Source organism: uncultured Paraglaciecola sp. (assembly GCF_913020055.1).
In the GTDB taxonomy this organism is placed as follows: Bacteria; Pseudomonadota; Gammaproteobacteria; order Enterobacterales; family Alteromonadaceae; genus Paraglaciecola.
In genome coordinates this window covers 1-12,827 of the sequence record NZ_CAJWCF010000118.1, presented here as the reverse complement: position 1 = coordinate 12,827, position 12,827 = coordinate 1, and the positions used below count along the sequence as shown (strand labels likewise).

Here is a 12,827-nt window from a genome sequence, read left to right as displayed (position 1 = left end):
CTTTGAGATTTGATTTGCATATGAAGTTTCTGAATGAATACCTTGTGAGCAAACTAGCAGATCTGTATGGTATTTTATAGCGCATAATAAAAAGAAAACCATTAGGACAAGTATGAAGCTAAACCCAGCTACTATTAGGATTAAAAATTTACGTTTACGCACTTACATTGGTATTAACGATGACGAAATAGTTAATATGCAAGATGTAGTCATCAACGTAAAAATACATTACCGCGCTGATCAAGCAACAGATTCAGATGCCATGGACGATGCTCTCAATTACAAAACCATCACCAAAAGAATTATAAAACTGGTCGAAAACAATCGATTCTCGTTACTCGAAAAACTAACTGCTGATGTACTCGCTATTGCCGCGGAACACCCTTGGGTTAATTACGCTGAAGCAGAAGTAGATAAACCCCATGCCTTACGTTTCGCTGATTCTGTTTCTTTATGTTTATCATGCAACAAAGATGCGTAGAGTAAACGTTATTCTAAGGACTTTATGAAAATACTTATCACTGGTGGTTCAGGTTTAATTGGTTCCGCGCTTATTCCTATTCTGCGCCCTTGTGATATTGCTGTGTACACTCGAAATGTGGCCATGGCGGAGCAAATACTTGGGCATAAAATTCACTTTTTATCCACACTTACACATCTTTCCAATTTAGACGACTACGACGTTGTCATTAATCTAGCCGGTGAACCCATTGCCGCAAAAAAATGGACAGTTGAGCAAAAACATAAAATTGAAAACAGCCGTTGGTCAATCACTGAAAAAATTGTGGCACTTATTAAGGCAGGTGAAAATCCCCCCAAGTTATTAATAAGTGGTTCAGCGATAGGTTTTTATGGTCGTCAGCAGGACCAAATAATTGATGAAAACTTTTCGTCAGCCCATGATGAATTTAGCCACCAACTATGCAAACGTTGGGAATTTTTAGCCAATCAAGCACAATCAGACAAAACCCGCGTGTGTATACTGCGCACGGGTGTCGTCATCACCAAAAGAGGCGGCGCTTTACAAAAGATGTTGTTGCCATTTAAGTTAGGTTTAGGTGGCCCACTTGGTGACGGCAAACAATTTATGTCATGGATACACCTTGAAGACATGCTACGAGGCATCGCCCATTTAATTACCAATGAGAGCTGCGAAGGTGTTTATAATTTCACTGCTCCTAACCCCGTTACCAATAAGGAGTTTAGCCACGAACTTGCCGCTGCTCTTTCGCGCCCATGTCTGTTTACAGTGCCTGAATTTGTGCTACGAATGATGATGGGAGAAATGGCTGATTTGGTTTTATACGGCCAAAGAGTAGTACCTAGTCGTTTACAAGAAAGTGGCTATGAATTTATCTATCCCACTTTATCCCAAGCTTTTGAGTGTTTAAGTAAGTAAGCAAAAGTAGGGATAAATAAAAGGATTGATTGAAGTAACAAAAGATAGAAAGTTGATACCCCAAAGGTAGCAACTTTCTTTTTTGTTTAGACCATCTGACGCAGTAATTGACTGGTATTGAGTGATAATAAACGCCAGCAACCTAACGCCCCAAGAATACCCACTACCAGCGCGCCTGCTATTGGCGCTATGATCCAATACTCTAAATGCCAACTGGCGGGCATTTGAAATATTTGGGTCTGCAACATGTACAAACTGAGCTCGTTTGCTGCGGCGGCCATCGCACCAGCTACCACACCAATGATAATAAATTCAAATACAACACTGGCCCTTATCAGTCTGCCTTTGGCACCTAGCGTGCGTAAAATAGCTAGCTCTTGTTGACGTTCATCCATACTGGCCTGCACTTGAGCAATCAATACCAATGCGCCTGCGGCTAATACTAATATTAGAATAAACTCCACAGCCATTGAGACTTGATCAACAATATTACGCAGTTGGTTAATTCTGGCATCCACATCTATCAAAGTAACGTTAGCAAAAGGCTGCATCAATTGCGTGATATCGGCTTTTCGCTCAGATGGCAAATTGAAACTAGAGATGTAAGTGGGGATAAAACTTTTTAAGGCCCGAGGTTCAATCACAAAGAAAAAATTAGGCTGCATAGATTGCCAGTTAACCTTTCTAATACTGGTCACATTAAGATCAACGATCTCACTGCCAATATTAAAGGTCAACTTATCACCTAAGCTAAGCCGCATACGTTCTGCAATGCCTTCCTCAATAGAGACTTCGTAAGGCCTTTCGGCTACGGTGTCGTTATCATTGTTAACGCCCAACCATTTCCCTTGCACCACTTCGCTACCCTTTTGCAAAGTATTGCTCCAGGTTAGATTGGCTTCTCTACCTAATCCGTCACGACCATTGCTTTGTTCATTTGGATCTTCTTTAGAGACAGCAGTACGCACTTTTTCATCGTTTACAGCAACAAATCTGCCACGCACAACAGGGTAAAACTTATCAACAACAACTTGATTTGAAACGAAATGTTGTTGCAAATTAGGTTGTTGCGCTTGGCTGATATTCACTAAGAAGTAATTAGGTGTGCCTTGCGGCAATTGGTTTTGCCATTGTTGTACCATATCGTTGCGCATCACTAATACGATCAAAAGCAACATAATAGTCACGGCAAAACTAATCAATTGCACACTATTGTCCATTGCTCGGCGATGAATTCTGGCCCACGCTAATTGCCAAGCGCCCATTTTTCCTTGACCAAATTTACGCCCAACCCAAATCAATCCATAGGTTACGGCTAACAAACTAACAACCAACACTATGCCTGTCACAAATAGGATAGCGCTGACTTTAATATTTTGGCTATAGGCCCACATCAACAAAAATATCGCGCCGCCTGATGCTACAAATTGGATCAATCTCGAACTTAAATTAGCCCCTAGATCTCGGCGTAATACACGCAGAGGCGAGACAGAAAATAATTTCATCAATGGGTACAATGAAAACAACAGCGCACACACAGTACCAGTAAAGATGGCGATAATCAGTGGACGCCAATGCCACACATCCATCGACACATCGACCTTGCCAGCAATAGCTGCGACAACGAGTTGTTGTATGAGGAAGCCCAATATAGCGCCAATGGTGATCCCCAAAGCAGTAATAAACAAAATCTGTAATAGATAAATTTGTTGCACCATTTGTTTCGGTGCACCTAAGGTTTTCATTATCGCCACTGGATCATAATGACGCATGCTATAACGCTGTGCAGCTACTGCTATCGAGACCGCGGCCAAAACAATGGCTAACAAACTGGCCAATAAGAAATATTGCCCTGCTCTGCCCACAGCTCGGCCTATGCCAGATTCATCGTCTTCAATAGAGTCCCAGTCGTGCAGCTCTCTGTCTAGTTGCGGTTCGAGCCAATCGTAATAATCATCTAAATCAGCAGCATCGCCGGTAAAAAAGTAACTATAACCCACTCGACTACCTGGCCCTTCAACCTTAGTTGCCGCTAAATCTTCTTTTGATATCAATACTTTAGGATCGCCACCAAACACACTAAATCCAGCGTCAGGCACTTCGGTCAAAACTTTGCTGACCTTAAATATCTTGTCACCTACTTCAATATTGTCGCCAATGTTAATCCCTAAGGTCTGAAACAATTGAGATTCAATCCAGGTCTCTCCAGACTCGGGGAGTTGGGTGATAGCTACTCCTTGAGTGAAGGGTTCATTGGCTACTTTGACTGTGCCTTTGAGAGGATAGCCCGTACCTGCAGCCCTTAAGTCCACCAAGTCCATTTGTTCGTTAGCAAAAACCATAGAACGCGCATAGGTTTGGTGGGCGGTGTTTAAGCCCATCTCTTGGGCTTTTTCAATCCAAGCAAAATCCACCGGTTTGTTTGACTGAAGCACCCTATCTGCAGCAATAAACTCAGCACTTTTTTCAGTTAACGCTGATTTTAAACGTTCACTAAATAACGACAGCGATAACACAGAAGCCACTGACAATATAATCGCCAATAATATAATAGTTAACTCACCACGCTTGGTTTCATGCCGAAATAGCCGCCAAGCTAAACTGAAAGTATGATTGGTCATATCACTACCCCGCTTTTTGAGCGATTGTTTCACTCACGGAGCTAGAAGAAACTTCAGTCAATTCACCTGCTTGCATATGTAATTGGCGCTCACATTTCCCAGCCAACACAGAATCGTGCGTCACCAATATTAAGGTTGTATTAGAATTCTGGTTTAACTCAAACAACAATCTTTCTATTTTTTCACTATTAGCAGCATCTAAATTACCAGTGGGCTCATCAGCAAATAAAATTTTAGGCTGAGAAATAAATGCCCGTGCTATTGCTACTCGTTGTTGTTCACCACCGGATAATTGATTGGGATAGTGATCGCCTCGATGATCTAAGCCAACTAACTCTAGAATATCCAAGGCTCTTTTTTTCGCGTCGCTATGGCCTGCGATTTCAGCTGGCAACATAATATTTTCTAACGCGGTTAAGCTTTGAACTAACATAAAGCTTTGGAAAATAAAGCCTACTTTAGCTCCCCTTAGTTGCGCTCGCTGCTCTTCATCCATGTTTTGCATGGCCTGACCGTCAATATATATCTCACCTTCACTCACTTCATCTAGCCCCGCCAATAAGCTAAGCAAGGTAGATTTACCGGAACCCGACGCACCTACAATGGCAACCGACTCACCCGCCTTGACTTCAAAGCTAATAGGCTTGAGGATCTGTAATTGACCTTGAGTCGTAGTAACTGTTTTGCTAATACCGTTTGTCTTAATCATAGTTGGAGTCATAGTGCTGTTTCTTAATACCAATTCGTTGCGAAATAAAATTTATACATTTTTTATCTTTATACCCTTATTACTGATTTCAGATCAGATACTGGCTAAAGAAACCAAATTGCTTATTTTAGGTGATAGCCTAAGTGCTGCTTATGGTATAAAGCAAGAGCAAGGCTGGGTAAGTTTGTTACAAGATGCGTGGCAAGATCAAGGCATCAAGGTAATTAATGCTGCCATCAGTGGTGAAACCACAGACGGAGCACTAGCTAGGTTACCAAGATTATTAGAGCAACATAGTCCCACTCACATTTTTGTTGAACTAGGTGGCAATGATGGTTTGCAAGGGCATCCAGTAGGTAAGATGCGCGATAATTTAGAGAAAATAATTCAATTATCGCAAAAAAATGCAGTAAAGGTCATCTTGCAACAAATGCAAATTCCAACTAATTATGGAAAAAGGTACACCCAAATGTTTACCGGCAGTTATGCAAAACTAGCGGAAAAATATACGCTGACAATGCTGCCTTTCTTTTTAGAAAACATTGCGTTGGATAATAGTTTAATGCAACGGGATGGCATTCATCCCAATGCTGAAGCACAAATTATTATCGCCAAAGACATGCAAAAAACACTAGGTGAAATTATTTTACCGTGGCAGAATAAAAAATAAACAACTAGAATAACCCTGCAGTCATTCTTTTATGAATAGGAGAACGGTATGGAAATAAGATCATCAGGTGCGGGCTCACTTGGTCAAGTTGCACCCACTCAAACGGGCTCAATACAACAAGTGAATCGAGCTGTGCAACAGACAGCACTAGAAACCCCAGCTCCGCAAGAGAGTCAGCCGCCTCCGGCGCAAGACCAGCGAGTAGGCACTGTTGTTGATGTGAGTGTTTAAAACAAAAAATTGAATAAAAAAAACCGAGTTAACTAACTCGGTTTTTTATTGGACGTTTACTTAATCTATTAATTTAAGGGCGAATATACTGCATCGGCTTAGCTGATTGTAACTGTAAATAGCGGTCTCTGAGTTTACTTTGCCTAGACTGCATATCAATTGACTCTCCTGCAATCAAGACTAACTCGGCAGCCTCAGTTACCTCTAGAGGGTCACCAGACCAAATCACCACATCGGCTGTTTTGCCAGCTTCAAGACTACCGAATTGATCATCAATCCCATATAACCTAGCCACGTTTATCGTTAACGCTGCAAGCCCCTGTTCCCACCTTAATCCATTTGCTACAGCATTACCTGCGTGTTGTCTTGCTAATCGAATATTGTGGGTTTCCATACCAATGCTTACCTGGATTCCAGCATCCGCTAAACGGCCAGCATTTTTTAAGGTTGAGCCTAATTGGTCAAAACCATAAGGAAGGTTAGCTTCAGGGTCTAGGATCACTGAAATATTGTTATCGGCTAATTCTTTAGCCACTCGCCAGCCTTCAGTTGCATAGGTAATAACTATATTCAGTTTAGGTTGGCGTTGTTTTAGGGCAATAACCTGCCTGATATCAGCTGCTCTGCGCGCATCCACTAACAGTGGTATTTCGCCTTTAACTAAAGGGATTAATGCTGCGATGTCAGCCCGACTTAACTCGCCGTGCCATTCATCGCTAGGCGTGAGCGACTTGCCAATGGCAAACTTAGCTTCAGCCAATGCTTTTTCTAAGCTAACCCAAAGTACACTGCGAGAGCCGCCAACTGTGTCAGCGCCGCTATTACCCACTCTAGTGCTGATAAATCCTCGCGCTTGGATTACAGGATTGCTGCTATCAGCCAAAGAAATCAAAGCGCCTTGACCATTAAACAATTGGCCAGTGCGTCCCATTGACGTGGCCGCCGAGGTGACACCTTCAATACGTGCAATAGCCATTAACGACGAATCAGGGTTGATGGCATAGGACACATCAAAAGCCGCGCCCGTCTTAGAGATACTAGTCAAACTAGAATTACTGTCATTGGTACCCGCAGAAAAACCTACGTCGACCAACCCCAAACTAGTGCTAGCACCAATTAACCCTGGTGTTACCACTTTGCCTTTGGCGTCAATCACTTCGTATCCGGCTAACGCGGCGTCGCCTTGCATGACCCTTTGGATTTTACCGTCTTTTATTAACACAGTGGCATTTTCAACCGTGCCTTGTGACGACATGGTATGCACCTTGGCTCCTACAATTGCGATACTTTTAGCATCAACAACTTGGGTCAACAACATACTGCTTAGCAATGAGTATTTAATCAATCTGTTCATTTGCTATCTCCTTCACCGGGTTGTCCCAACTCAAAATCACTTACTGGCCATGAAGCAGGATCGTTACGGTCAAAGATTAACGCCCCATCTAAATAAACATGTTCTGCTTGGGCATAAGTTGAAAACGGGTCAGCGGACCAAATTACCACATCTGCGTTTTTGCCTTTTTCCAACGAGCCAGTTTGTTCAAATATACCAAGCGACTTAGCTGGGTTTGCTGATAACCATTGCCAAGCATCTGCTTGACTAATATCGATACCCGCTCTGCGACCATTGGCCCAAGCTTTGGCGGCTTCCTGATTAAGCCTTTGAATACCTAAATCGCTGTCAGAATGCACTATTGCGCAAGCTTTAGCTGCATGAACCATAGGTACGTTTTCTTGAATTCCGTCATACGCTTCTAATTTAAAGCCCCACCAATCAGCCCACATCGCCGAACACACCCCAGACTCTGCGAGTTGGTCAGCAATTTTGTAAGACTCAACCGCATGATGAAATGCCGATATCTTATAATTAAATTCTTTCATGACATCCAACATGGTGCCCATGTCGTCGGCACGGTAACAATGCATATGAACTAGAATTTCGCCTTTTAACGCTAGCGCCAAGGTTTCTAATTTCAAATCACGCTTAGGTACACTGACGTCTTTACCCGCTTCATGGTCAGCATAATATTTGTCCCACTTACGCTGGTAGTTTTGTGCATCTGACCAAGCTTGCCTATAACCTGCAACGTTACCCATTCGTGTTGAAGGGCCGCCCTTTTTGCCATATACCCGTTTAGGGTTTTCACCGCAGGCCATTTTCATACCGTAAGGTGCATCTGGAAATTTCATGTCTTGTACGGTTGCACTGGGCAAATTTTTGACTGTTACACCTCGTCCACCAACTAAATTCGCAGAGCCCGGCAAAATTTGCATAACAGTAACACCACCAGCCAAGGCTCTTTGAAAACCAGCATCTTGTGGCCAAATAGAATGTTCTGCCCAAACTTGCGCAGTGACAGGTTTGGTTGCCTCGTTGCCATCAGAATGAGCAGTACCACCGGGAGCTGGATAAACCCCTAAATGACTATGCACATCAATAATACCAGGGGTAACCCACTTGCCTTTAGCATCCACTGTCACGCCGTCATCTGGTAAGGTCAAATCATTACCTATACCGACAATTTTGCCATCTTGTAATAACACCGAACTGTCATTAAATACGCCACCGATACCATCTAAAACCGTAGCATTAGTAATTAATACACTTTTGCTAGCCATTGGCTTATAAGTGCTTGGAAAGGGGTTTTGATTTATCTGAAACGCTGGTTCTTTGGCTTTATCTTGGTCTGAGTCTGAGCAACCCACCAAAGCAAATAAGCCTGCAACAGCAGCCAACTTAAACAGCTGTCGCTTATTATCTAAAGTTTTCATATTGTTCCCTGATACTGAGTCGTTATTGTGTATGAAAAAGCAATCTGTGTTGCTTATAGCTCATCCTAATATCATACGTATGTTTTTACTAGGATTGGATCTGTTGCAAGATTTCATCGGCACCTTTTAACGCTCTAATCCGCATAAACAATACTTCAGCGTCTGGGTACTGTCGGCTTAAATAACCCAACCATTGTTTGACTCGATTAGGGTAATATTTGCCCTTATCCCCAAACAGTTCGTAACCGGAATATCGTACCAGTAAAGCCCTAACCTGCTCCCAAGGCATATGCGCTTGTTGCCCCTTAATCACCTGAGCCAAATTCGGCATGGCCAAGGCACCACGGCCCAACATGATGTTTTCGCAATTTGATTGCTGTTGACAATTTGAAGCGTCGGATTCATTCCAAATTTCGCCATTGGCTACAATTGGAATATCAACATGCTGTTTGATCTTGGCGATCCAGTCCCAGTAAGCAGGTGGCTTATATCCGTCAACCTTAGTTCTCGCATGGATAACTAACGAGTCAGCCCCTGCATCAGCAATGGCCTGTGCATTAGCTACCGCCAAAGACGTATCATCGAAACCTAAACGCATTTTGGCACTCACGGTTTGCCCTTTGGGAACAGCTTGACGTACAGCTTTAACAATTTGGTAAATCGTTTCAGGCTCCCTAAGCAACACCGCTCCCCCTTTGCTTTTGTTGACTGTTTTAGCAGGACAACCAAAGTTGAGGTCTACGCCATGTGAGCCCAATTCAACTGCGCGAAAAGCGTTTTCAGCCAGCCAATCAGCATGTTGACCTAACAACTGCACTTTCACTGGCACACCATTAGGTGTAAAACCTTGATTATTTAATTCAGGACATATCCGATAGAAGACTCGTTTAGGCATCAATTGGTCAACAATTCGAACAAACTCAGTCACGCATAAATCAAAACCGCCCACTTGGGTCAACATGTCACGCATCAGGTGGTCCACTACCCCTTCCATCGGCGCTAAGGTAATTTGCACTAACGCATCTCACTTTCAGGTTTGTTCAACTTACGTATGGCACATGCCTGCACAATATCAAACTGCTGCTGTGAGCTTGCAGTACTCCAAATCAAGATTTCATCCAACATTCTAAAACAGCCCAAACACATGTCTTTGTCATCAAGACAACAGTTTCGGATACAGGGAGATTCGATGGATTCGGAAGGATTAGTCATGGAAGATTCATTCTAAATAAATTATGTGCATTCTATCAATAAGCTTAGAGGAAACCAAAGTTTATAAAAGCCACAAAGTCTGAAAAATGCATGAACTTGAAAAAGAGTTTGGACTGAGATATCCCATTAAAAATGAATGCCATGGTTATCAATAGCATCTCTTCTTTAACTCTGTTTATAATCTCTCGATGATCATCAAAACCTTCATACTCTCACTTATCATTATGATATTCGTCAGTCTTTTGGCTGAACCGATTGCTCGTTGGCTTCGCTTACCTTTTGTGGCAATTTTAATCGTGGTTGGCTTTATTGGTTCTGAGTTGGTGGTAAACTTCGGATACGACACGGGCATTCGTGCTAGCAATTTTCCTCTGTTAGTATTTTATGTGTTTTTGCCTATTATCATTTTTGAATCTGCCTATAGTATCGACCAGACACAATTACGAAAATCATTATTACCCATTCTAGTTTTGGCTTTACCTATTATGATTCTGGCCACAGTAATCATAGCTTTTCTACTCTATTTTTTTATAGGCCATCCGACAGGATTTCCAATTTACACAGCACTCGTAGCTGGTTCCCTTTTAGCAGCTACCGATCCGATGGCGGTGATCCGCCATTTAAAGGCATTAAAGACATCCAATGAAACCATCGTACTTTTAGAAGGTGAAAGTTTATTTAACGATGCAATAGGTGTTGTTCTATTCACCTCTTTTGTCGCAATCGCCATAAGCTTTAATGGTGCTGGTTTCGGTGATTTTTCTATAGATTGGTGGGAAAAACTGACAATTTTTTGTTGGCAGTTTTTTGGTGGTCTTGTATTTGGAATACTCTGTGGCTTAATCGGTACATTTTTTAGTTTTATATTAAAGACTCGAATATTAGAAAATATTTTATTGATAGCCATCGCCTATGGCTCGTTTATGCTGGCTGAAGATTATTTACAAGTCTCTGGCATGATGGCAGTGTTAAGTGCGGGCCTCATCATGAATCAAGCTCATCATAAATATGTTTCCAGCAAGGATAAGGAGTTTATTGATTACTGGTGGCATGTGATCAGCTACTTTTCAAACTCAATGCTATTCCTACTACTGGGTGTGACTATAACAGTGCAGATGTTTACCGATAGATGGTTAGCCATGCTTTTAGCTATTGGCGCCGTTTTATTGGTGAGACTGCTTTCTGTTTTTGCTTTTCTGCCTTTATTCACTAGTTTCAACAAATTTAGCCTAAGTTCGAAAGATAGTCTTATATTGACATGGGGGGGAGCTAGGGGAGCAGTGACTGCTGCTTTGGCCTTATCTCTACCTATTGAAATTGAAGGCTGGTGGACAGTTCAATCTATGGCCTTTGGCGTCATTTTATTTACTTTATTTATTCAATCCCCAACCATTCCTTGGATTTTAAAGTCCAAACCAACAAAAACTAAGTAACATTCGTAACCTATAAATAAGTATTTTCGCACCAGTGGTTAGACCAGTTAAAATATCTGCTATACTCCATAAAAGTTTATCAAAACCAACCAATTTGGAGTTCTACTATGTTGCAGTACAAAGCGCCTATTATGGACATAAAGTTTCTTATTGAAGATGTATTTGACTATTACCCTCACTATGAGAAATACCCTGAATTCGCTGAAGCGACACCTGATTTAGTAGATGCAATATTACAAGAATGTGCAAAATTTTGTGAAAACGAATTATTACCTTTAAACCAAAGTGGTGATAAAGAAGGCTGTAAATTTGACAATGGCGTTGTCACTACACCTAAAGGCTTTAAAGAAGCTTATAACAAGTATGTCGAAGGCGGATGGCAAAGTTTATCTCACCCTATCGAACATGGCGGTCAAGGACTTCCACCTTCATTAGGCATGGCGAAACAAGAAATGATGGGCACTGCGAACTGGTCATGGGCAATGTATCCCGGCTTAAGTCATGGTGCGATGAACACAATTCAGACCCATGGCACAGATGAACAAAAAGAATTATTCCTTACTCGTTTAACCGAAGGTACATGGACAGGCACTATGTGTTTGACCGAACCTCAATGTGGTACAGACTTAGGCCAAGTTAAAACTAAAGCTATAGCAAATGACGATGGTACTTATGATCTTGTGGGCACTAAAATATTTATTTCTGCTGGCGAACACGATTTAACCGAGAATATCATTCATATCGTTTTAGCTCGTCTTCCTGGTGCACCTGAAGGCACGCGCGGTATTTCATTATTCATCGTGCCAAAAATGCAAGTCGACTCACAAGGTAACCTAGGTGAATCCAACAACGTCACCTGTGGTGCCATTGAAGATAAAATGGGGATCAAAGCCTCGTCCACTGCAGTATTAAATTTTGATGGTGCCAAAGGTGTATTGATAGGCCCTGAAAATAAGGGTTTAGAATGTATGTTCACCTTTATGAACACCGCTCGTGTAGGAACGGCGTTACAAGGTGTCTGCGCCTCTGAACTGGCTTATCAAAACTCATTATTGTATGCCAAAGACCGTTTATCCATGCGTGCCTTAACCGGTAAGAAGTTTCCAGAAAAAGTAGCAGACCCCATCATAGTGCACCCTGACGTGCGTAAGATGTTGATGACTCAAAAAGCCATCTCAGAAGGTGGACGTGCCATGGTGTATTATACAGCCAAGATTGCTGATGATATAGAAATGGCAACAACAGATGAAGCACGTAAAGCAGCAGACGATAGATTAGGCTTTATCACCCCAATTCTTAAAGCCTTTTTAACAGAACTAGGCTGTGAAAGCGCCAGTCATGGTATGCAAATATTTGGTGGCCATGGCTATATCAAAGAATGGGGCATGGAGCAGATTGTTCGTGATGTACGTATCGCAACTTTGTATGAAGGCACAACCGGTATTCAGGCACTGGATTTATTAGGCCGTAAAGTATTACTAACTCGTGGTAAGTCATTAAAAGCGTTCAGCAAAGAAATCTTAGTTTTCTGTAAAGACAAAAGTATGCTTTCTAGTAACCCACACAAACGTCAAATGAATAAGTTTGTTTGGGCATTAAGTAAAAATGTCGCAAACTGGCAGCAATACACCATGCGTTTAGCCCTTAAAGCTAAAAAAGACAGAGACATTGTGGGTTCAGCCTCAGTCGATTATTTAATGTACTCAGGTTATATCATGATGGGTTATTTCTGGGCACAAATGGCTCAAACAGCTTACGAAAAATTAGCCGGTGATGTTGA

At 42.0% G+C, this 12,827-nt stretch carries 12 protein-coding genes; 6 read left to right on the top strand and 6 right to left on the bottom strand.

Features of this window, described 5'->3' with window-relative positions; genetic code table 11:
• Positions 1-112 precede the first annotated feature (112 nt).
• Both folX and QZ488_RS19070 read left to right on the top strand, forming a co-directional pair.
• Entirely contained in the window at positions 113-481 is a 369-nt protein-coding gene (gene folX, locus QZ488_RS19075; protein WP_293751718.1) for a dihydroneopterin triphosphate 2'-epimerase, read from the top strand.
• Positions 482-505: 24 nt separating this feature from the next.
• Positions 506-1,399 (top strand): TIGR01777 family oxidoreductase, encoded by an 894-nt coding sequence (locus QZ488_RS19070; RefSeq protein ID WP_293751717.1) that lies wholly within the window; start codon positions 506-508, stop codon positions 1,397-1,399.
• 86 nt (positions 1,400-1,485) lie between these two features.
• Here the strand turns inward: QZ488_RS19070 and QZ488_RS19065 are convergent, their stop codons facing one another.
• Positions 1,486-4,020: an FtsX-like permease family protein gene (locus tag QZ488_RS19065; RefSeq protein WP_293751715.1), complete on the bottom strand. Its 2,535-nt coding sequence runs from the start codon at positions 4,018-4,020 to the stop codon at positions 1,486-1,488.
• 4 nt (positions 4,021-4,024) lie between these two features.
• Positions 4,025-4,741 carry an ABC transporter ATP-binding protein gene (locus tag QZ488_RS19060; protein ID WP_293751713.1) on the bottom strand — a complete coding sequence of 239 codons (717 nt, stop codon included), beginning with the start codon at positions 4,739-4,741 and terminating at the stop codon, positions 4,025-4,027.
• Between the two features lies 1 nt (position 4,742).
• Here QZ488_RS19060 and QZ488_RS19055 point away from each other — a divergent pair, with 1 nt between their 5' ends.
• Positions 4,743-5,399, top strand: a complete 657-nt coding sequence (locus QZ488_RS19055; RefSeq protein ID WP_293751711.1) for an arylesterase — start codon at positions 4,743-4,745, stop codon at positions 5,397-5,399.
• 48 nt (positions 5,400-5,447) lie between these two features.
• Entirely contained in the window at positions 5,448-5,630 is a 183-nt protein-coding gene (locus tag QZ488_RS19050) for a hypothetical protein (RefSeq protein WP_293751709.1), read from the top strand.
• Positions 5,631-5,703: 73 nt separating this feature from the next.
• Here QZ488_RS19050 and QZ488_RS19045 read toward each other — a convergent pair whose 3' ends face one another.
• The 4 genes from QZ488_RS19045 to QZ488_RS19030 all read right to left on the bottom strand — a co-directional run bounded on the left by QZ488_RS19045 (position 5,704) and on the right by QZ488_RS19030 (position 9,614).
• Complete coding sequence (locus QZ488_RS19045) at positions 5,704-6,984, bottom strand: amidohydrolase family protein (protein ID WP_293751707.1); 1,281 nt, start codon at positions 6,982-6,984, stop codon at positions 5,704-5,706.
• Positions 6,981-8,402 carry an amidohydrolase gene (locus QZ488_RS19040; RefSeq protein WP_293751705.1) on the bottom strand — a complete coding sequence of 474 codons (1,422 nt, stop codon included), beginning with the start codon at positions 8,400-8,402 and terminating at the stop codon, positions 6,981-6,983. The genes QZ488_RS19045 and QZ488_RS19040 overlap by 4 nt, the downstream gene beginning before the upstream one ends.
• Before the next feature lie 88 nt (positions 8,403-8,490).
• Positions 8,491-9,417, bottom strand: coding sequence for a tRNA dihydrouridine(16) synthase DusC (gene dusC / locus QZ488_RS19035; RefSeq protein ID WP_293751703.1), 927 nt, complete (start codon positions 9,415-9,417; stop codon positions 8,491-8,493).
• A complete protein-coding gene (locus tag QZ488_RS19030) occupies positions 9,417-9,614 on the bottom strand; it encodes a DUF1289 domain-containing protein (RefSeq protein ID WP_293751701.1) in 198 nt (65 codons plus the stop codon). Before QZ488_RS19030 ends, dusC begins: the two co-directional genes overlap by 1 nt.
• Before the next feature lie 188 nt (positions 9,615-9,802).
• Between QZ488_RS19030 and QZ488_RS19025 the strand changes: the two genes are divergently transcribed.
• Positions 9,803-11,047, top strand: coding sequence for a sodium:proton antiporter (locus QZ488_RS19025; protein ID WP_366509070.1), 1,245 nt, complete (start codon positions 9,803-9,805; stop codon positions 11,045-11,047).
• 107 nt (positions 11,048-11,154) lie between these two features.
• On the top strand, positions 11,155-12,827 hold a 1,673-nt coding region (locus QZ488_RS19020; RefSeq protein ID WP_293751699.1), incomplete at its 3' end, for an acyl-CoA dehydrogenase family protein.